This window comes from Enterobacter cloacae complex sp. IR5418 (assembly GCF_049238105.1).
In the GTDB taxonomy this organism is placed as follows: domain Bacteria; phylum Pseudomonadota; class Gammaproteobacteria; order Enterobacterales; family Enterobacteriaceae; genus Enterobacter; species Enterobacter hormaechei.
Genome location: NZ_JBMKHS010000049.1, coordinates 1 through 20,891 on the forward strand (window position 1 = coordinate 1; position 20,891 = coordinate 20,891).

General features: G+C 47.0%; 23 protein-coding genes. 9 read left to right on the forward strand and 14 right to left on the reverse strand.

The window, feature by feature from the left end; all coding sequences use genetic code 11:
- The first annotated feature begins 180 nt into the window (after nucleotides 1-180).
- Nucleotides 181-1,584, forward strand: coding sequence for an ISNCY family transposase (locus ACOTX7_RS22175; RefSeq protein WP_000125668.1), 1,404 nt, complete (start codon nucleotides 181-183; stop codon nucleotides 1,582-1,584).
- 32 nt (nucleotides 1,585-1,616) lie between these two features.
- Here the strand turns inward: ACOTX7_RS22175 and arsH are convergent, their stop codons facing one another.
- Nucleotides 1,617-2,321, reverse strand: a complete 705-nt coding sequence (gene arsH / locus ACOTX7_RS22180; RefSeq protein WP_000130816.1) for an arsenical resistance protein ArsH — start codon at nucleotides 2,319-2,321, stop codon at nucleotides 1,617-1,619.
- Between the two features lie 86 nt (nucleotides 2,322-2,407).
- On the opposite strand from arsH, the gene ACOTX7_RS22185 reads away from it, so the two are divergent.
- From ACOTX7_RS22185 to arsC, 3 genes are read left to right on the forward strand one after another with little or no spacing between them, the layout of a single operon-like run.
- Nucleotides 2,408-2,728, forward strand: a complete 321-nt coding sequence (locus ACOTX7_RS22185) for a transcriptional regulator (protein WP_000941305.1) — start codon at nucleotides 2,408-2,410, stop codon at nucleotides 2,726-2,728.
- 45 nt (nucleotides 2,729-2,773) lie between these two features.
- Nucleotides 2,774-4,063 (forward strand): arsenic transporter, encoded by a 1,290-nt coding sequence (locus tag ACOTX7_RS22190; protein WP_000922628.1) that lies wholly within the window; start codon nucleotides 2,774-2,776, stop codon nucleotides 4,061-4,063.
- 12 nt (nucleotides 4,064-4,075) lie between these two features.
- Complete coding sequence (arsC, locus tag ACOTX7_RS22195; protein ID WP_000065802.1) at nucleotides 4,076-4,501, forward strand: glutaredoxin-dependent arsenate reductase; 426 nt, start codon at nucleotides 4,076-4,078, stop codon at nucleotides 4,499-4,501.
- A 59-nt stretch (nucleotides 4,502-4,560) separates the two neighbouring features.
- Here arsC and ACOTX7_RS22200 read toward each other — a convergent pair whose 3' ends face one another.
- The 8 genes from ACOTX7_RS22200 to ACOTX7_RS22235 form a co-directional block, all read right to left on the reverse strand.
- Entirely contained in the window at nucleotides 4,561-5,388 is an 828-nt protein-coding gene (locus ACOTX7_RS22200) for a universal stress protein (protein ID WP_001066652.1), read from the reverse strand.
- Between the two features lie 18 nt (nucleotides 5,389-5,406).
- Nucleotides 5,407-6,885 (reverse strand): SulP family inorganic anion transporter, encoded by a 1,479-nt coding sequence (locus tag ACOTX7_RS22205; RefSeq protein WP_000927306.1) that lies wholly within the window; start codon nucleotides 6,883-6,885, stop codon nucleotides 5,407-5,409.
- Between the two features lie 491 nt (nucleotides 6,886-7,376).
- Entirely contained in the window at nucleotides 7,377-7,652 is a 276-nt protein-coding gene (locus tag ACOTX7_RS22210; RefSeq protein ID WP_000864986.1) for a hypothetical protein, read from the reverse strand.
- Between the two features lie 140 nt (nucleotides 7,653-7,792).
- A complete protein-coding gene (locus tag ACOTX7_RS22215; protein ID WP_001371914.1) occupies nucleotides 7,793-7,990 on the reverse strand; it encodes a hypothetical protein in 198 nt (65 codons plus the stop codon).
- Nucleotides 7,991-8,976: 986 nt separating this feature from the next.
- On the reverse strand, nucleotides 8,977-9,234 hold the full coding sequence (locus tag ACOTX7_RS22220) for a hypothetical protein (RefSeq protein WP_000637193.1): 258 nt from the start codon (nucleotides 9,232-9,234) through the stop codon (nucleotides 8,977-8,979).
- Between the two features lie 73 nt (nucleotides 9,235-9,307).
- A complete protein-coding gene (locus ACOTX7_RS22225; protein WP_001005009.1) occupies nucleotides 9,308-9,622 on the reverse strand; it encodes a hypothetical protein in 315 nt (104 codons plus the stop codon).
- A gap of 47 nt (nucleotides 9,623-9,669) precedes the next feature.
- Nucleotides 9,670-10,566 (reverse strand): hypothetical protein, encoded by an 897-nt coding sequence (locus tag ACOTX7_RS22230; RefSeq protein ID WP_000975181.1) that lies wholly within the window; start codon nucleotides 10,564-10,566, stop codon nucleotides 9,670-9,672.
- Nucleotides 10,567-10,568: 2 nt separating this feature from the next.
- Nucleotides 10,569-11,084, reverse strand: coding sequence for a thermonuclease family protein (locus ACOTX7_RS22235; protein WP_000464825.1), 516 nt, complete (start codon nucleotides 11,082-11,084; stop codon nucleotides 10,569-10,571).
- Nucleotides 11,085-11,298: 214 nt separating this feature from the next.
- On the opposite strand from ACOTX7_RS22235, the gene ACOTX7_RS22240 reads away from it, so the two are divergent.
- From ACOTX7_RS22240 to ACOTX7_RS22255, 4 genes are read left to right on the forward strand one after another with little or no spacing between them, the layout of a single operon-like run.
- Entirely contained in the window at nucleotides 11,299-12,726 is a 1,428-nt protein-coding gene (locus ACOTX7_RS22240; protein ID WP_000833380.1) for a DNA cytosine methyltransferase, read from the forward strand.
- A 60-nt stretch (nucleotides 12,727-12,786) separates the two neighbouring features.
- Nucleotides 12,787-12,954, forward strand: a complete 168-nt coding sequence (locus ACOTX7_RS22245) for a hypothetical protein (RefSeq protein ID WP_000220758.1) — start codon at nucleotides 12,787-12,789, stop codon at nucleotides 12,952-12,954.
- A 22-nt stretch (nucleotides 12,955-12,976) separates the two neighbouring features.
- Nucleotides 12,977-14,296: a DUF1173 family protein gene (locus tag ACOTX7_RS22250; RefSeq protein ID WP_000078513.1), complete on the forward strand. Its 1,320-nt coding sequence runs from the start codon at nucleotides 12,977-12,979 to the stop codon at nucleotides 14,294-14,296.
- A 12-nt stretch (nucleotides 14,297-14,308) separates the two neighbouring features.
- Entirely contained in the window at nucleotides 14,309-14,512 is a 204-nt protein-coding gene (locus tag ACOTX7_RS22255; RefSeq protein WP_000121164.1) for a hypothetical protein, read from the forward strand.
- Between the two features lie 63 nt (nucleotides 14,513-14,575).
- Here the strand turns inward: ACOTX7_RS22255 and ACOTX7_RS22260 are convergent, their stop codons facing one another.
- The 3 genes from ACOTX7_RS22260 to rcnR form a co-directional block, all read right to left on the reverse strand.
- Nucleotides 14,576-15,781: a hypothetical protein gene (locus ACOTX7_RS22260; RefSeq protein WP_001371952.1), complete on the reverse strand. Its 1,206-nt coding sequence runs from the start codon at nucleotides 15,779-15,781 to the stop codon at nucleotides 14,576-14,578.
- A complete protein-coding gene (locus ACOTX7_RS22265; RefSeq protein ID WP_000193207.1) occupies nucleotides 15,778-16,596 on the reverse strand; it encodes a DUF4942 domain-containing protein in 819 nt (272 codons plus the stop codon). Before ACOTX7_RS22265 ends, ACOTX7_RS22260 begins: the two co-directional genes overlap by 4 nt.
- 465 nt (nucleotides 16,597-17,061) lie before the next feature.
- Nucleotides 17,062-17,334 (reverse strand): Ni(II)/Co(II)-binding transcriptional repressor RcnR, encoded by a 273-nt coding sequence (gene rcnR, locus ACOTX7_RS22270; protein WP_000019951.1) that lies wholly within the window; start codon nucleotides 17,332-17,334, stop codon nucleotides 17,062-17,064.
- Nucleotides 17,335-17,456: 122 nt separating this feature from the next.
- Between rcnR and ACOTX7_RS22275 the strand changes: the two genes are divergently transcribed.
- Nucleotides 17,457-18,572 (forward strand): nickel/cobalt efflux protein RcnA, encoded by a 1,116-nt coding sequence (locus tag ACOTX7_RS22275; protein WP_001572377.1) that lies wholly within the window; start codon nucleotides 17,457-17,459, stop codon nucleotides 18,570-18,572.
- A gap of 257 nt (nucleotides 18,573-18,829) precedes the next feature.
- Here ACOTX7_RS22275 and ACOTX7_RS22280 read toward each other — a convergent pair whose 3' ends face one another.
- Nucleotides 18,830-19,264, reverse strand: coding sequence for a hypothetical protein (locus tag ACOTX7_RS22280; protein WP_000723070.1), 435 nt, complete (start codon nucleotides 19,262-19,264; stop codon nucleotides 18,830-18,832).
- A gap of 217 nt (nucleotides 19,265-19,481) precedes the next feature.
- Nucleotides 19,482-20,828, reverse strand: a complete 1,347-nt coding sequence (gene pcoS, locus ACOTX7_RS22285) for a copper resistance membrane spanning protein PcoS (protein ID WP_004248839.1) — start codon at nucleotides 20,826-20,828, stop codon at nucleotides 19,482-19,484.
- Between the last annotated feature and the right edge of the window lie 63 nt (nucleotides 20,829-20,891).

Here is a 20,891-nt window from a genome sequence, read left to right on the forward strand (position 1 = left end):
ATTTATTCAACAAAGCCAAGTCTATCAGTAAAGAGAATGAGAGATCAAAGTGGTCATTTTAATTGAGCTGGATAACGGACATTTCAATTGAGCCTTGACATAAGTTGTAGTAGCAAAGTTGTAATGTCCGATAATGGCTAAGTTAAGATGTCCGGCGTGTATAATCAAGTAAGGATTACCATGACGGCTCTCGCAGCGGAGTTTTTCACATTGGATGAAGTTAACCGACTCAAAATCATTCAGGATGTCATCGACCGGCGTCTGACAACACAAATGGCAGCTCAGCGGCTTGGTATCTCCGACCGTCAGTGCCGTCGTCTGCTTGCGCGTTATCGTGAAGATGGTCCGATTGGCATGACCAGCCGCCGTCGTGGTAAATCCAGTAACAACCAGTTGCCTCAGGGACTGGCCGCATACGCGCTGAACATTATTCGCGAACGCTATAACGATTTCGGTCCGACGCTGGCCTGTGAAAAACTGTCTGAGGTGCACGGTGTTCATCTTTCCAAAGAAACCGTCCGTAAGCTGATGACTCAGGCCAGTCTGTGGGTCCCACGTAAGCAACGTGCGCCAAAAATTCAGCAACCTCGTTACCGCCGTGCCTGTGCCGGTGAACTCATACAAATCGACGGCTGCGACCACCACTGGTTTGAAAATCGGGGACCTAAGTGTACGGCACTGGTTTACGTTGATGACGCAACCAGTCGTTTAATGCAGCTTCTTTTCGTGAAATCTGAGTCTACTTTCACCTATTTTGAAGCGACCCGGGGCTATATTGAAAAACATGGCAAACCGCTTGCGCTGTACAGCGACAAAGCCAGCGTATTCAGGATCAACAATAAAAATGCAACCGGCGGCGACGGCGATACCCAGTTTGGCCGTGCGATGCATGAACTGAACATTCAGACCATTTGTGCAGAAACCAGTGCTGCCAAAGGCCGCGTTGAACGGGCGCACCTGACGCTTCAGGACCGACTGGTCAAGGAGCTCAGGCTCCAGGGCATCAGTTCCATGGAAGCTGCGAACGCATTTGCCGAAGAGTTCATGAACGATTACAACCGTCGTTTCGCAAAAGCGCCTCGCCAGGCGTTTGATGTTCATCGGGAACTGGATGTCGATGACGATCTTGATATGGTATTTAACTGGCGTGAAGCTCGTAAAGTGTCGAAATCACTCACAGTGCAATACGACAAAGTCCTTTATCTGATTGAAGACAGCGAATTCAGTCGTCGGGCGATTGGTAAATACATCGATGTCTGGCATTACCCGGATGGACATAAAGAGCTCCGGCTTAATGGCGTATCACTTCCCTACTCCACCTATGACAAGCTTTCTGAAATCGATCAGGGGGCCATTGTGGATAACAAACGTCTGGGGCGGGCCCTGGAAATGGCGCAGCTGGTCCAGGCCGAGCGGGATAATAACCGGTCGCAATCCGTACCATCCGGAGACGGCCCTTCTCGCAGGCGTAAAGCTCCCACGACGAAGAAATCCCAGCGTTCCCTGGATCAGGACGATATGTTCAATGCCCTGGTGAAACTTCAGTCACGCTCTGAAGAGATATTTGGGAAGAAACCGATTTAAAGCCCGGTAATCCATCCGGGCATGCCTGGCTGTCAGATTTTGGCCTGATTGACCCGTGCCGCGAGCTCCTGATGACTCTCTTTCCTTTCGCTGTAGCGGTCGGACAGGTAGGCTGTGTGCCCTTTCAGGAGTAACGTCATTTTGAACAACTCTTCGGTAACGTCGACAATCCTGTCATACCAGGGTGAGGGTTTCATGCGCCCTTCATCATCAAATTCCTGCCATGCCTTTGGCACTGACGACTGATTGGGGATGGTGAACATCCGCATCCAGCGGCCAAGTATCCGCATCTGATTGACCGTGTTAAACGACTGTGAACCACCACAAACCTGCATGACGGCCAGCGTTTTACCCTGGGAAGGACGAACAGCACCTTCACTCAGGGGTATCCAGTCAATCTGGGCCTTCATCACCGAGCTCATGGCGCCATGTCTTTCCGGAGAACTCCAGACCATTCCGTCACACCACCTGACCAGCTCGCGGAGTTCAAGCACTTTGGGGTGACTTTCGGGCGCATCATCGGGTAACGGCAGACCGGATGGGTTAAATATTTTCACCTCAGCCCCCATCTTTGCCAGCAACCGCCCGGCCTCTTCCGCTGCAAAACGACTGTAGGACCGCTCTCGTACTGAACCGTACAGGATGAGAATTCGCGGCATGGTTTCGTTGTTGCCCGTAAGTTTGCTGGCAAGCGCATCATCAAAATAAGCCGGTTCGATTGCTGGTAAGTCGGTCATAAAAAATCTCCATTTCATAAGCTATGCTTTAAAAGTTATCACATATGAAATACCATATGTATTGTTATTTTTTTACGAGGTTAAGCATGCTACAGCCTGTTCAGCTTTTTAAACTGCTCGCCGACGAGACCCGTTCAACTATCGTGATGCTTCTCAGGGAGTCCGGTGAAATGTGCGTCTGTGACATCTGTGCGGCAACCGCAGAGTCTCAGCCAAAAATTTCTCGCCATATGGCCCTTTTACGTGAAGCCGAGCTGGTCATCGACCGTCGCGAAGGAAAATGGGTGCATTACCGACTGTCGCCACACATGCCAGCATGGGCTGCGGGTATTATTGATACAGCCTGGAACTGTGAACGAGAAAACATACGCAACAAGCTCAGTAGCGTGGCATCTGTCTCCTGCTGATGGCGATATATATATCCGAATAAACAAATGTGAATGGAGTTTCTGATGTTACTGGCTGGTGCTATCTTTTTATTCACGCTCGTCCTGGTTATCTGGCAACCCAGAGGGCTGGGGATTGGCTGGAGTGCCTCACTGGGCGCAATTCTGGCATTGCTGACTGGCGTCGTTCATCTGGGGGATATTCCGGTGGTCTGGCAGATAGTGTGGAATGCGACCGCCACCTTTATCGCCGTGATCATCATCAGTCTTCTGCTCGACGAATCCGGCTTCTTTGAATGGGCCGCGCTGCACGTTGCCCGTTGGGGGAATGGCCGGGGGCGGCTGCTCTTCACCTGGATCGTCCTGCTTGGTGCGATGGTTGCGGCACTGTTTGCCAACGACGGTGCGGCACTGATCCTGACACCTATCGTTATCGCGATGCTGCTGGCGCTGGGATTCAGCCGGGGAGCAACCTTAGCGTTTATCATGGCCGCAGGGTTTATCGCTGACACGGCAAGCCTGCCACTGATTGTCTCAAACCTGGTGAATATCGTCTCGGCGGATTTCTTTAAGCTTGGTTTCTCAGAATATGCCGCCGTGATGGTCCCGGTTAACCTGGCCGCGATTGCGGCTACGCTGGTGATGCTGCATCTGTTTTTCCGTAAGGACATTCCCGCCGTTTACGACGTTTCTCTGTTGAAAGAACCGAAAGACGCTATACGTGATGTGAATACCTTTAAAACCGGCTGGCTGGTTCTGGTGTTGCTTCTGGTGGGATTCTTCGGACTGGAGCCGCTGGGCGTACCGGTCAGTTTGGTCGCAGCCGCTGGTGCATTGCTTCTGTTTGCTGTTGCGAAAAAAGGGCATGCCATTAACACCGGTAAGGTGCTGCGTGGTGCGCCCTGGCAAATCGTTATCTTCTCGCTGGGGATGTACCTGGTGGTCTACGGCTTACGAAATGCCGGTCTGACCCACTATCTCTCTTCCTTGCTGAATCAGCTGGCAGAGCAGGGATTGTGGGCGGCAACGCTGGGTACGGGCTTCCTGACGGCCTTCCTGTCATCAGTGATGAACAATATGCCGACCGTGCTGGTCGGGGCGCTGTCGATTGATGGCAGCACAGCGACCGGTGTTATCAAAGAAGCGATGATTTACGCCAACGTCATCGGCAGCGACCTGGGGCCAAAAATTACCCCTATCGGCAGTCTGGCAACGTTACTGTGGCTGCACGTTCTGTCGCAGAAAAATATCAAAATTACCTGGGGATATTACTTCCGGGTGGGCATTGTCATGACAATCCCCGTGCTGTTTGTCACGCTTGCAGCACTGGCGCTTCGTCTGTCTTTCACTTTGTAATGAGATACTGATATGAGCAACATTACCATTTATCACAACCCGGCCTGCGGCACGTCACGCAATACCCTTGAAATGATCCGCAACAGCGGTACAGAGCCGACCGTTATTCATTATCTTGAAACCCCACCATCACGAGCTGAGCTGGTAAAACTCATTGCGGATATGGGGATCACGGTACGAGCGCTGCTGCGTAAGAATGTCGAACCTTTTGAAGCGTTAGGGCTGGCGGAAGACCGCTTTACTGACGAGCAGTTAATCGATTTTATGTTGCAGCACCCTGTTCTGATCAATCGCCCTATCGTGGTAACGCCGCTGGGTACCCGGCTATGCCGCCCTTCTGAAGTCGTGCTGGATATTCTTCCCGATGCGCAGAAAAGCGCGTTCACGAAAGAGGACGGTGAGAAGGTAGTTGATGAAAAAGGTAACCGGCTGAACTAAACGTGTTCTTGTGACGAAGGGCGAGAGAACTCGCCCTTTTTTATTTAAGATAATCAGTGCTAACGGAGGATAAGAAGCGGTTGTTGCGTCTTTTGCAGCATTTCGGAGGTATGACTACCGATAAAGAACTGCCGCAACCTGGAATGACCGTAGGCCCCCATCACTATCAGATCGACAGCATTTTCCTCGGCGTAACGAATAAGCGCGTCCCCGACTGATTGCCCGGTAAGATGTGTTGTGCTGTTTTCTATATCCGCGTCACGTAAAATTTGCTGTGCGGTCAGCAGCTCTTCCTTCTTACCGTTTACCATGACAAGGTGGCACTCCAGCCCCCTGAGTAAGGGACTCATCGTCAGACGTTCCAGGTTACTCCTGCTTTCTTCACTGCCATCATAAGCCAGCATGACTCTGGAAGGCACTGAGTAGTTCTCCGGAACAACCAGTAGGGGTTTCTTTTGCAGACGAATAACGCTTTCCAGATGAGAGCCTACCGGATGCTGGCTACCCCGACGCCCCAGCACCATGAGACGAAGGTCGCTCAGCTCTGCCAGAACTTCATCCGGTGTACCGTGTTTTTGCATCAAAAGCACATCCGGGCTTCCCTGTTTTTGAAGCAGTTCAGCACAACTTTCCAGTATTGCTTTCCCCTGGGCCATCAGCAGGCGATTACGTTGCCCTTCAATTTCTACCAGCTCATCGGTCAGCAATTGCTGACTGTCTATGCCGAGAGTGCCGGTCAGGTCTGACACTACCGGGGTGCTGTCTTTTTCGATAACGTGCAACAGTGCTAGCTGTGATTGCAAAGTGCGGGCTGCCCACGCCGCATATTCACACACTGACCGCGTTGAAAGTGAACCGTCCACACAGGCTGTAACAGTATTATTCATAGTTTTCCCTCCAGTCTGTTAATGACCGCCCATCAGTTTTTCGACTTCTTCAGGTTTATCGTGAACACCAAACCGGTCAACGATGGTGCGGGTGGCTTCATTCATCCCACGTATTTCAACCCCGGCGCCCTCTCTACGGAACTTAATGACCACCTTATCCAGGGCGCTGACGGACGTGATGTCCCAGAAATGGGCATGTGAAACGTCTATCACCACATTCTCAATCGCTTCACGGAAATCAAAGTGGCTCGTAAAGCGGTCTGCTGATGCAAAGAATACCTGGCCGGTGACGGTATACGTCCGGCTCGTCCCCTCCAGAACTGAGGTTACACGCATGAACCGGGATACTTTAGTGGCAAAATTGAGCGAAGCAATCAGTACACCGGTCAGCACACCGAAGGCCAGATTATGTGTTGCCACCACAACCGCGACGGTGGCAAGCATGACCACGCTGGTTGAAAGGGGGTGTGTCCGCAGGTTGGCAATGGAGCGCCAGGAGAATGTCCCGATGGAAACCATAATCATCACCGCGACCAGCGCTGCCATCGGAATTTGGGAGACCCAGTTGCGCAGGAACACAATCAGGCAAAGCAGCACCACGCCCGCCGTGAGGGTTGAAAGTCGTCCGCGTCCACCGGATTTTACGTTGATAACAGATTGCCCAATCATCGCGCAGCCTGCCATTCCTCCGATAAAGGATGTGCAGATGTTCGCGATGCCCTGAGCTTTGCACTCCCTGTTTTTGTCGCTTGGCGTGTCGGTCATGTCATCCACGATAGTGGCGGTCATCATCGACTCAAGCAGGCCAACCACCGCAAGCCCCGCAGAATATGGCAGGATGATGAGCAGCGTCTGAAGATTTAAAGGCACGTCCGGGAGCAGGAAGACCGGCAGACTGTCGGGAAGTTTCCCCATATCCCCGACGGTTCGCACATCCAGATGCAGCCACATGGCAATCCCAGTCAGCACCACGATGCACACAAGCGGTGAAGGAATGGTTTTGTTGATATAAGGGAAGAGATAGATGATCCCCAGCCCTGCCGCAGTCATGGCATAAACATGCCATGTCACATTGGTCAGCTCAGGCAACTGGGCCATAAAAATCAGTATTGCCAGTGCATTAACAAACCCCGTGACCACTGAGCGTGAAACAAAACGCATCAGCCCGCCAAGCTTCAGATATCCGGCTATCAGCTGGAATACCCCGGTCAGTATGGAGGCAGCCAGTAAATACTGTAAGCCATGATCTTTCACCAGCGTCACCATCAGGAGAGCCATTGCACCGGTGGAGGACGAAATCATCGCCGGACGTCCGCCAAAGAAGGCCATAACGAGAGGAATACAGAACGCCGAGTAGAGGCCCACCTGGGGATCAACACCGGCGATAATGGAAAAGGCGATCGCTTCTGGAATGAGTGCGAGCGCGACAACAATACCGGCCAGAACGTCACCACGGACGTTACCCAGCCAGTCCTTACGCGTCGAGGACAGCAACATAGTAATTTCTCAGTTTTTAGATACAGTCAGCCCTGGAGGGCTACATTTTTACGTACGGTAAAGCACATCCGCAGACGGGATGTTATTGAGTGCGTGCTGAGGCTTGCTCAGTACGACAGAGGAAGGAAAAACTCAGGGTGGCGTAATACGCATAGCGGTTGTCAGATTCTCCATAGCGGATGTGTATATATTGTCGGCTCTGTTGTCAGGAAGAACTTACAGAACACGTCGCGTTTGAACATGAAACACTTCAAAGCAGCCCAATACTACAAATAAAGCGAATACGGGGTCAACCCAACAAGGTACTCAAACGAAGAGGTTAAGATGCGATTTTTATCCAGGAATTCAATATTATCAAAGGACATTTGAACTTTGCCCCACCCCGGACATCTCTACTTAGCTTTGACATAAGTTATTGATTCATATGTGGTTATTTTTTAACATTTACGTTTCACGTACTGATAGATTGCCTTTGAAGCCAACGCTGACCGTCATTCATCTTGATCAGGAATTTGGGCATCTTCTAAAAACACCTTTGTACGGTAATCATCTTTCCAGCCTAACCAAACTGAATCTTCACCACCGGAAGAAACAACTTTACGGTTTCCTGTGAGATTATCAGCCTGTTCTAAGCATATTGACTGCATATCAATGAGCAAATCAGCTTCTGCGACTTCCGTGCCGCCGATCGTTTCATAGCCGGAAATCAGAACAATTGCCTCAGGGTCTCTTTCGTTCAGCATGGCGATCAACTCTTTCACTTTCATTTTAAGATACCAGTAGTTTATTTGTGTGCATTGCTGATGGATTTTATAGTGCTGCCGACCTTTTTCAAGGTGCTTCCGTTGCTTCCAACGATCATGCTAACGACCTTGTTGTCTGACCTGGTATTGCCGTGGTCATCCTTTTAGAGAAATGCTCCAAAGATCAACATGGCGGCATAGGTTTTCCAGCTTGACCAATCAATCGTGGAACCAAGCAACAGATAGAATGCCAGGGCTACCAGCCCCAGCTTTACTACTAGCGCGATTATTATGGTGAAGATAGACTCATCGCGTTCGCCTTTAAGTATTTTATACCGCGTAATTAAACTGTCGTTTTTCATGTAGCATCCGTTATAGTTATTAAAGTCCTGCATTAGAAGTTGTTATTTGCCGAAGTTACCTTGTATGAGTTAACTGTGGATCCAAAAATACAAAATATAAGCTGTGCCAATTGAAAGGATTAGAAAAGCACAGTTACTAATAAAATCTACTAATGCTTGTAGCTTCTTTATTCTCACAATTGCTGGACCGTGTTCAGTAGAGGTACTACTCAGCCCTTTTGTTCTGGCACTCTCTGCTTTTCTGAAAAAATTGTAATGCAATCCTGACCGCAAGCAAAACCATGCCAAACCAGTCGTTATTACGATATTTATGTAGAAAGCATATTGAATCATTTGTTCAGTTTCGAAGCTTTCCATTGAAAACCCTTTGTTGAAATGTTGAATAAAATTATTTTTAGTAAATGTAAGCAATAAATAGAACGAATATTAATAGTGAAAGATGCAATGCCAACATCTGCTTATGATGCCTTATGAGGATTTCTTCCTTCGCATTCATTAAATCGTACATCTCATCAATATTTTTATTGCTGGTATATTCGAGACGTTCATCACGAAGTAATTTGAACTTTACCAATACGACAAGTGATTTAATAATAAAGCTCGTAAGCATAACAGTTATAGACAAAAATAAAAAATAGGCCAAATTCATATATCACTCCATGGAGATTAATAGAAAAATTTATAATAAGTAATCTCATAGAGCATTACTTGAATCTTCTTCCCATACTAAGGACTCACCGAGAAACTTAGTTAAAGATGATTTGGCATACTGTGGTTCGGAAAAAAAACGTGGGAACCAGCCGTCAAAGCTTTGGGTACCATTGTGACGATTTTCAGGCGAGACTGATAAGCGGTACCCGTCTTCGTAAGGTGAAATGCTAAATGTGTATCCATCATCTGTCTTTGAGATCAGCGTTTTGCATGTCATATGACTGTTTGCTCACAAAGTTACTTTTCTAAGATATCGAAAAGTGTGGATTAGATCATCATTCAGATAGTCTTTTCATCACAAACTTTCCTGCCCACATTATCACAATTATAAAGGTAATAAAACCGATCTGCTCCCAACGTAAATTGGTTTGCTGTTCGGAATCATCCAAATGAATTGCATAAATGTAACATCCGAAGGTAAGCGTGAGTGGAACAACAAGCATCCCTACCTTTTTAGTAATATTTCCAATAAACCACCAATAAAGAACCCAGGAAATAATAGAAGAATAAAAAATTGCTTCTGAAACTATCATATGTAACCTCTTGAATTAGTCGATGCTGTGGGTAAATAAACCCGGACCGTCAAATGATGCAATTGCAAAATATTTAGTAACCATGAATCCTTCGGTTATCTATTTCAGCCATGTATGCAGTAGGCTTTTTTAAGAGATAGATTGGTGAAACGACATTCGTTTTGACTTTATAAGCCAGAATGAAAACACCTGCGGAGCTTGCCATAAGTACCGCAAGAAGAATAGATACCGTTAACTCCTTTGGTGTTTGTATCACCGAAAGAAGAAACAATGCGCTTATGGCTGCAAAAATCCAGCAATATAATGATGCATCCATAAAACCAGCTACAACACTCGATCCAAAAAAAAACCAAAATAAACTTATTAAGATTACTGAGTTTTCATTCATGTCTGTTCCTTGTTATTACTAATTATATTATGCTTTATAGTTGACCGTCAGACTACCCACGGGTTTTGACGAACAAAGTCACGCACTCCATTTATACATGCTTTTGAGATGACTTCAAAATAAGGATGGTTTGATGGAATCATATTCCCGGTATTATCAAGAAGCATAATAGTCCCTAAAGACCGAACCAGTTGATATTCATTGAGCTTACGCTTTAGCAAAGTTTGCAATCTATAAATTGTCTCACCGGAACTGTTACCTTCGATACCTACAACAGAGACCGTACAGTTCACTTCCTGATTATCAGATTGATAATCGAACCAGTAATTTTCGTTGCAATTTCCTTTTTGCGCATGCTCAATTTTGCCAGGCCATTTTACCCATAAAGAAGAGTTGTTTTTAGATCGTAAGATCTGCTTCAGCGTTTCCAATGGATTTTTTTCATCAACCTCAGACCAGGCCGAAATAAATTCTTTCTGCATTGCCTTAGGGTCTATAACGGCAATGAAATCAAATTCCTCTTTATTGATAGAGTTGGCTCGATCTTTGAGATAAAACAGACCGAGTTTATATCCCTTTTCACTTTTCCAGTTTGCTCCCACAGGCTGATAGTCTGTATTTATAAACGGTTTGAAAGTGTGAGTGTCGGGAGAAAAAATTACTGAGGGTGCCAGCACCCGGCCTCGGTATCGTATTGGATTTACAAATATTTTTTCCCCGTCACATAACATTTCAATAATTGCTTTTGTCACAACTACTGAAATAGAAGGTCTACATGTATTTTGATTTATTTCCCCGAGGTGCGCCAAACTTCCATCCTCACTCTTCAACACCTTTGTAAGGCAAGTCGGGCAATACTGTTGATCTCTATAATAAACAGGCATGGTTAGACGACCGGAATCGTTTAGTACCAACTGAAGTAACGGATGAGGCTCTTTCATCATGGTTATTTCTTCCCTTTCACCTTTCTGGGCTTTTCGTTTGCCTGTCTCCACTGCCATGGTGGGACAGGGTTGGTGTCTGCCCATAACCCTTTTGCCTCCTTTTGTGCTGCGGATTCATATTTGATATAGCCAGGGACAATGGCGTTATCTTCGAACCGATAAACCCACGCATATCCACTGTCCACCATAGAGGCATTGATATCATATCCATCTAACCAGATGGTACCTAACATACGGCCATAGATATCCGTACCATGGTCTATCACGGTAACGATTTTAGTTGCTATAGCTGTGGTTAAGGCCTGTTTTGCTTTTTGGCCAAAAGCCTGTTTAGATTCAGGAGCGTCTATACCATACATCCGTATTTTGATGGTTGTGTTTTGAGCATCCAACGCAGTTATGGTGTCACCGTCAACAATCTTAACCACCTTTGCCTCAAAAGTTGTTGAGTTCCCCCAGGACGCCACTGGGAATACAACAATCATGATGGGCAAAAGTAACTTTGTAAAAAAAAACATCATTTCACCTGAATTTGTTGAGTACAGACATGTATCCACAAGCCTATTTACAGGCAGTATTTTAACAAGTCATTATTTCATGGGCGGGCTTAAAACCAATCTTTTTGCAACTTAAAGGCAGAATAATCACAATAAATTTAGAACCTGAACCAAAAAATAATCCAAATTAAGCGTGTTAATCTATCTCAAAGATATTATTCCTGAGAGAGTTTGGATGAAACGTTACACTCATGATCTTGAGACAGACCTGAATGATGTGGATAAAACACCATCTCTGATCCACAAAACTTTGTTAACAGCTTCGACTATTTATGACCTGAAATATCTGGCTCAGGTATTAAATGATGAAAATGGCAGTAATTGGTCCCGTGCATCCCTTAAACGTCAGGTTACATGCATACCTGAGCATTGTGATCTGAGTATCGCAGATGGACGCTATCTACAGACTTTAATACCTTCACGACCTGCTGATTATGAGGACAGGCACTTTAGCTTTATCGATCTGTTTGCAGGGATAGGTGGACTGCGAAGCGGATTTGATGCCATCGGTGGTAAATGTCTTTTCACGAGCGAATGGAATACTTATTCCAGCCGTACTTACCGGGCGAACTGGTATTGCGATGAGAACGAGCACCGCTTCAATTCAGACATCCGTGACATCACTCTTAGCAACCGGCCCGAGGTTACTGATGACGAGGCATACAAATTTATCGATGCCTCTATCCCGGATCATGATGTTCTTCTTGCGGGATTTCCATGCCAGCCATTCAGCATCGCCGGTGTCAGTAAAAAGAACTCTATGGGTCGCAAACACGGTTTCGAGTGCGACACTCAGGGTACGCTCTTCTTTGATGTGGCCAGGATCATCCGGGCAAAACAACCTGCAATTTTTGTTCTGGAAAACGTAAAAAATCTGAAGAGTCACGATAAGGGTAATACCTTTAACATCATCATGAAAACGCTCGATGAGCTTGGCTACGACGTCGCAAACAGCGAAAGCACGGGCGCGGATGATCCTAAAGTCATCGATGGCCGTCATTTCCGACCCCAGCACCGTGAACGTATCGTCCTTATTGGTTTTCGCCGCGACCTACGTCTGAAAGACGGTTTTACTCTGAGAGATATTAAAGACTTTTATCCGGACAAGCGCCCTTCTCTCTCAGATTTACTGGATCCGAGCGTAGATAGTAAATACATCCTCTCCCCTAAACTCTGGGAGTACTTATACAACTATGCAAAGAAACATGCGGCAAAAGGCAATGGTTTTGGTTTTGGACTAGTAGATCCTTCCAATGTTAATAGTGTCACCAGAACCCTCTCAAGCCGCTATATGAAAGACGGATCTGAAATTCTTATTGATCGGGGCTGGTCTCATGAGCTGGGAGAAACTGATTTCCATAACACATACAACATGGACCGTCGGCCACGCATGCTAACGCCACGTGAATGCAGCAGGCTAATGGGCTTCGATAAACCCGGGGAAAGTGTTTTCCGTATCCCTGTGTCCAATACACAGGCTTACAGACAGTTTGGGAACTCCGTGGTCGTTGATGTCTTTGCGGCCGTCGCCAAACTGCTGAAGTCTCGAATTGAATTTGCAGCCTCCCAGCGCTTGCGGCAGTTTTACGACGAAGTCAGCTGACCTGAGCTCCTTCATCAATTTAAATGCTTAAGATTGTTGTAATAATGTCAGAGGTCAACCATGACGTATTTCGAATCAGCTGAAGGTGAGACGGTATCTAAAGAACGAGCATTACAAGAACTGTCCAGGCATTGCGTTCCCGAAACAGATTTCGAAGAATTCTTTAGCGACATGGGCGTAAAGGAACAGTATGACGCTCAGGAAGTGTTGCTTTGGTTGGGATATTAAACTTCCTGTTTAGGAGACTACTATGAGCCAAAAATTCGCAGTGATGATTGCTTACGACGACGATCCAAACGTCAAAAGGTACTCACCTGACTTTCAAACGCAGGATGAGTTTGCTAAAGGGTGGCAGTCGGCTCTTAAAAAGGCACACCACACCTCAGGTCAAAAATCAGTCATCACCTGCGGATGTCGTGGAAAAGGAGAAAAGCGACTTTATGTTCGTGCTTTACCGAACGGTGATGCCTTTATTCTCGTCAAAGCCGCTAACACGGGCATTGAGCATGATCCTTCCTGTGTATTCTTCTCCCTTGATGCCCGGCATACCGGCCTGAAAGGATATGCGAGTGGTGTGGTCCGGATTACAACCGAAGGTGATATGGCTGTAAGGCTCGGTATCGGTATGACAGAGAAAGATCCTCCTGAAAAATCAGAAGTGCCTCCCCTGCCCCATGTTCAGCGACCAGAAGGAGGTCAGGCCTCAATGACCCTCCTGGGCTTGCTTAGTCTTTTGTGGACAGAGTCTGGTCTGAATGTCTGGTACCCGAAAATGGCAGGGAAACGTAACGATTCACTGGTACGGTATCGTCTGCTTGAAACCGCTAAACAAATTCGTACCGGCAGAGCCTGCATAGGTGACCATTTATTCATTGGTGTACCTGACCCGAAACAACCTGTCGCTCAGTCGCAAATTCAGCGTCTTTCATCACAGGCGATGAGTGATAAACGTCTCATGCTCCTGTCAGTTTTACCTCGCTACGATGCTGAAAAGCATGAGAAGCCACTTAAATTTTTACCCCTGCGGAATTTTGGGGGGCTACCGCTGATTTTTTTCAATTCAGAAGGCCATTGGGATAGCGTAAAGAAACGATTTTCATCGGAGTACGCAGCATGGAAATCCGGGGCGAAAATAGTTGTCTTTGCGTTGACGTCACCAGCTGCGGTAACCGGCAGAGGCCCTTCTGTAAGAGCTCATCAAATTGTGCTGATGCACGTTAGCGAGAACTGGATACCTCTGGACTCCTCCTATGAGGCGGTTGTTGCAGAAAAGCTGGATGCAGAGCACCGGCAGTACGTTAAGCCCATGCGTTATGATGCGAGTATTAGTGAGGTGTTCCCTGACTTCTACCTGCTCGACACAAAAAGCGATAAGCCGTTCCCGATGGAAGTATTTGGTATGGCCACTCCTGCTTATCTGGCCCGAAAGCAACTCAAAAAAGATTATTACAACCGTGAATATGGGCCTTATGGATGGTGGCACTGGGATGCGACCACAGCATCTGAAACTATGGTGCTGCCTCATTTTCCAGAATCACGTAAACCTCTTTCAACTGGCACACCTGCTTAAAATGGAGAAAAAATGTCATACATGCTTTCACTAAGCGAACAGACAAAACTGAACGCTTTCCTGTCAGGGATCCTTGATGATTACAAGACTGGGGTTATCACTCAGATACAAGCTGTTGGTAAAATCGGTAACGTGTTTTCTGCACTGGAAAGTGGAGACTCAAAAAAGGTAGTGCATTTGTTGACTGAAGGACGAAAACTCCTGCGGACGGGCTGAATGTCCGCAGAAGGTCTACTGTGCCAGGGGATGCAGAGAAGTCTATCAACCTGGCTTCATTTATCATGATGTTTTTCTACTACGCGGCTGTTTTGACTTTCCAGTACCTCCCCCTGCCATTGCACCAGTCAATGTATCAATGGTGCCTTTCAGGGATTCTGAGATTGTTTTCTCTGCCTCCAGGGTAGCTTCCAGCTTCATTACTTTGGACTGGAGCGTTTTTAATTCACTGCTTTGTTCAGCCACTTCCGCTTCATAGCCCTGGCTGACCAAAGTTACTTTTTTCAGGTCGGCGCTCAGCGACTCGTTTAGTTTATGGAGTTCAGTAAGCTCGGCATTCACCGCCACCAGGTCACCCTCCTTCCCGGACAGTGCACTTTTCAGCTCAGCACAGAGGTTCTGTGCAGCAATCAATTCCTGTTCAAACCTGTCCCTCTCTGCCTTTGTATCTGACACAGTCTGACTTAACTGGTCGCATTGTCTGGAAAGACCGGCATTATCAGAACGCTGAGTGTTGATCTCTTCGTTCAGCTTTTTTTGATATTCAAGGTGACCAGCGATCTCTGTTTTACGTTCAGCCAGTTGCTGGGAGAGTGAGTCATTTGACTGCTGTGCGAGGCTTAATTCATGCCGTGTGCTATCTAACTGGTGATGGCAGGTTTCGAGTTCTGCTTCGGCAACATTCAGCCTTGTTTCTAACTCCTTGACGGTACTGTCCCGGATCTCTAATCGACCCTGTAGCGCCTGATTCTCAAGTTTCAGCTCATCCATATCGGTAGCGCTTTGCTCAAGCCGCTGTAAAAGCTGCGTTACCTCCTCCTCCAGCTGCATGCTACGTGCTTCAGCTTTTTTAACACTATCACTCTGTATTGCGGTATAGCTTCTACGGTAGTGCCAGGTGATGTACGAGATAATATCGCCGAGTGCAACCTTCACCTCATCGGGTATATCCAGGTAACGGGCCTCTTCAGGAACCTCTTTAACATACTTCTGGTACTCAGCGAACATCTCCTGTGACCTTGCAAACGAGCCGCCAACAGCGTTTCTGAGCCAGTGAACTTTGAAGCTCAGATCGATATTTTCCGGGTTAATTTTTTTCTCTTCGCACAGACGTTCGATTGCATTGAAGTAATCGATCATCGCAATAGATGAGTACCTTGAACGACCCATTTCCTTTGATTTTTCTGTGGATTCGCTGCGGATGTCATTCTGCACCTCTGGCGAGGTAGCATCGTTCAGGCTTTTTTCTTTATCGTTTTCGATCATCATTTTTTTCCTGCGGCCGGAAGCTGGTTTGCAAAATATATGCTGATAAGATCGTTCAGAGCATTCAGAAGCGAGATACTGTCGATACAAATATGAACGTTTCCATTCTCAAACAGGCGACACCGCCAGCCATTCTCATCGCAGACCTCGCCTGTGAAATCTGTATTTCTCATGGCCGTCAGCCTGTCGACCATACTCAGCCCACCGCCGGTTGCAGGTGTTGGAGTATCAGAACAGATGCATACAATATTCTCAAAGTCGCGTAAACAAAAGTGATTGTCCTGCGAGAAACCGTTGTACCTCAGTACGTTCACACCAGGAAAAATCCCCCGAAGAACAAGCTTTTTCGGCATTGTATATTGCCGTGCATTGCTTTTAAAACTTCGGTCAAGCTTGTTGAGAACATCAACGAAACCTTCTGCAAGCGTGTCTCGTCTGTTAGCCAGTGCATGCTGTAATGTTCCCTTAACAATCTCCAGGGAAGCGACGGGCGGATCCGTACGTAGGGATTCGTTAAAGGCTTCTTTTTGCTTATGGTTCCAGTACCGGTCCATACCTATTTCTTCAAAGAGCCTTTTCCACGTTTTACGGTCAATTTCCTTACGCCCCTCCTCGATGGTGCGATCCAGTGACGACGGAAGACCAAATGCGTTGGGCTGCATAATTCTGCTGGTGAAGAGAGAGAGACCGCACAGTTCCGACGCTTCCGAGATTAACCGCATCCCTTCTTCGAATTTCTGCATGGCCATATCCCGGGCGCTGATGAGCTGCCCTGTCCGGCTCGCCGGTACTGGCTCAGAACCCTGGTTTTGAGTCATTTTACACTCCATTTTGGTATGTCAGAACATTTTGATTTGAGCAAAGGTAGGTGTACACAGACATTAAAGTTGTCTCCTTTAACATGAAAAAGACTTTAAAGTTGTCTACTTCTTCAGATAGACCTACTTAACAGGATACTAAGTAGGTCATCTCCTTTCTCGCGTAGCATCTCTCGACGTTCACAGCAGAGGACACGTTTCAAAATGTCATCCAAAATTTTTTTCCATTATCTGACGTTGGGTGATTTTGATGGTCAGCGAGTAGAGGCTTTAACAATGTGGGTTGCCCTGAGCAAAGTAAGGGAAGTAGATGTACCAGAAATGTACGCGTTGCCTTGCATGAAGGGGGGCATCTTAAAGCTCATTGATTAAACAAACTCACTATGCCGCTACAAACAGCCCAAAACCGTCACTTGATAACGTGTTATTTAGATAAATTAATGCTCAGGGCTTTTAGCCAAACTGTCACTTGATGTAAGAATCCAGAACCTTCAGCACAACGTCCAGGTCTTCTTCTCGTTTCTGTTCTTCACTTTCATGAACAATATGTTCAGTCAAATGTCCTTTAATCACTTCACGCAATAAACCATTCACGGCACCACGTATGGCGGCTATTTGTTGCAGTACAGCGGCACATTCGTGAGGTTCATCAAGCATTTTTTTCAGCGCAGCAACCTGCCCCTGGATCTTGCTTGTACGTGCTTTCAGTTTTTGTTTATCGCGGATGGTATGTGACATGTGGGCTCTCACTCTCCTGGATATTTTATGTAACTATACCAGCGTTATTCTACTGGGGGGTAGTATATTTTACTGGGGGGGAGTAGAATCCGGCCTACACTTAATAACCAAGAATGATTCTCATGAACGAATTTACGACACTTCTTCAGCAAGGCAACGCATGGTTTTTCATCCCCAGCGCCATTCTGCTTGGCGCGCTTCATGGACTGGAGCCCGGGCACTCCAAAACAATGATGGCAGCATTCATCATTGCTATAAAAGGCACCGTACGTCAGGCCGTGATGCTGGGTGTCGCGGCAACATTGTCGCACACTGCAGTCGTATGGCTGATTGCTTTTGGAGGGATGTATATCAGTAATAAATTTACCGCAGAATCAGCCGAACCCTGGCTACAGATGGTCTCTTCAGTGATCATCCTTGGTACGGCTTTTTGGATGTTCTGGCGAACCTGGAGCGGTGAGAAAAACTGGCTGGAGGGAATGCAGGAGAATGAACATCATCACCATGACGAAACAAGGTTGATCGATACTGGCCATGGAAAAGTTGAACTGTCCATTTTTGAAGAAGGACAACTTCCCCACTGGCGGCTACGCACTCTTAGTGGCCAAAGATGGGCTTCTGAAGATATCTCATTAACCACACTTCGGGAAAACAGTACGATCTCTCAGACTTTTGAATTTGTTGATCATGGTGATTATCTGGAGTCAACATCTCCCATCCCTGAGCCTCACAGTTTCAACGTACGTCTGTCTCTGGGACATCGTGGTCATGTCCATGACTATGATGTGGCGTTCGCTGAACACGACCATGACCATGACCACTCTGAGCTTGATGGGCTGGATGTGAATTCGAAAGAGTATCAGGACGCTCACGAACTGGCTCATGCCAATGACATAAAACGCCGCTTCGACGGGAAAGAAGTAACCAACGGGCAAATCCTGATATTTGGACTGACAGGAGGGCTTATCCCTTGCCCGGCAGCTATAACTGTATTGTTGATCTGCCTTCAGCTTAAAGCGCTTACGCTGGGTGCCACACTGGTTGTTTGTTTCAGTATCGGCCTGGCATTGACCCTCGTAACGGTTGGAGTGGGTGCGGCGATCAGCGTTCGTCAGGTCGCCAAACGCTGGAGTGGCTTCAATACCATCGCCAGAAGAGCCCCCTATATTTCAAGCGCCCTGATTGCTGCTGTTGGGATTTACATGGGTATACATGGCTGGAATGGGCTGGTGCATTAACACCGGTACTGATGACACACACTCTGGGTACTTACAAAGTACATCCTAAGCGCCACCGTTGAGGTTATGAGCAGAAAAACCCGGAATATAAAGCTGCTCTTTCCGGGACTTGTTGCTGAGGCAGGGATTAAGTAACTGATTAAATCCATTCCCATAAGACTCAATGATAAATGAAAGAATAAAAAAAACGCTCCCGGACGGGAGCGTAAGCCAGTGACTTCGGCGTCAAATGAGGGTCTAACAAGTGGAGCTGCGGGTTAATTCTGGGTGATCTGGCTGCGATGCTTTTCAGCCTGCTGCTGATGAATAACGGAAGACTGACCATTATTCGCCTTCTCGTGCACAACAGCGGCTTTTTCATGCTCGTTCATTTCTGAAAATGACGTTGCTGATTCGTTGGTGGCCCCTGGTTTGCCTTTCATCATTTTTTTATGCATCTCCGCCATGTCCTGGTGGGCAGAAGCGTTGCCGTTTTGCATCATTTCATGGGACATTGCAGCCTGATCGTGTCCGCTCATATCCATCATTGTCATACTGTCTCCCTGAACAGCGCTTTTTTCAGAGGTTGACTGCATCTGATGGGCGGGTGCCTGGGCATTATTTACCTGGTCATGCATGTTCATTGTCTCTGCAGCCATGGCGGATGAAGCGACAGCCATAATGGCAACAAATGATACAAGGATCTTTTTCATGGTTGGGTCTCCGGTGTTTTCATACCCAAACAATCAACGGCTTATAACAGAGAAAGCATTTGATCTCAGGGCGGGTTATTCATCACTCCAGGAACCAGGCGATTGCGTTATCACTCTGCTCCTGATTTATGTATGATTATAAAAAACCGCCTCTGTTTATCGCGTGACTGAATGATGACAATTTTGTCACCTTCCAGGTTTCTCCTGAAGAACGGGATTAATCCATTAACAGGCGCACACTGAACACAATTTCCCGCCCCTGCTGTTCTGCTGACAGCTCGCCGCCATGAGCATGAATGATCGACCTTGTAATTGATAATCCCAGCCCCGCGCCTTCCGTGTTGTGGACCCTTGATGAATCAGCTCGATAGAACCGATCAAACAAACGTTCCAGATTAGCGGGAACCTGGCCGGACATCGTATTCGTAATCATCACGTTCACACAGTCACTGTCACGCTCAAGGTGTATCGCTGTACAGGTGTTATCGGGAGAATACTTGATTGCATTGGAAAGCAGGTTACTGAAAGCACGTCGCAGCATATCGCTGTCTCCGGCAACAACGCCCTCTCCTTCAACGGTGATTGTCTTTCCTGTTTCGTCTGCCAGAGGCTCGAACAGCTCACGTAATTCATTCAGTTCGGCGGCCAGATCCACATCATGTTTATCCAGCTGCAGCAGACCATGCTCTGAACGTGCCAGAAAAAGCATATCACTGGTCATTCGTGACAACCTTTTCAGTTCTTCCAGGTAAGCGAATAAGATTTCGCGGTAATGCGAAACATCCCTTTCCTTAGCCAGTGCAAACTGCGTCTGCATCATCAGATTACTGACCGCTGTGCGCAGCTCATGCGCGATGTCAGACGAGAAATCTGACAGTTTCCGGAATGACCCCTCCAGGCGATCGAACATGTTATTGAACTCCTGCATGGTCTCAGAAATTTCCGGCGGAGCCAAATCGGGATTAAGACGCTGATCCAGGCTGTGTACGGTCATGGAGGAAGCCAGACTGGTCATTTCCCGTAGCGGTTTCAGACCAATACGTGTGGTCAGCCAGCCCAGAAAAACAGAAATAAAGACCAGACCGATATTGAACCAGAACAGCCAGGTACTGAGCTTATCCATAAACAGGGTGTGATACCCAGTATCCGTGGCAACCGTAATGATGACATGTTTGCTTTTACCCTGTTCCGGCGTCACGGCAACCCGCCGCGAGATACTGCGGTACACGGTGTTATTTTCTTCCGTCTGGATCATATAGTCGAGAATATCACCCGACTTATTAAGCAGGACCGCTGGAACAACAGAATTTTTGGCATAGAGTTCAACAATTTTTTCATTTTCCATGTTTTTTATAGAAATGAATAAACCATTGTGCCCTACCATCGCATCGTTTATTTTTTCTGATAATGACTTAATATCCGTTTTGTTCCGGAACGTCTCTGTTTTAAGAAACTCTTCGGTGAGCTGAAGTTTACCTGTCAGAAAATCGCGGTCCTGATTATCGAAATAGCCATTAAGGGTGCTAATCAGGATAAAACTTGATAACCACCATACCGTAAGCATCACCGCGGCTTTGTTGAATAAATCGAACTTTTGCTGAGTTGAAGGATCAGATCACGCATCTTC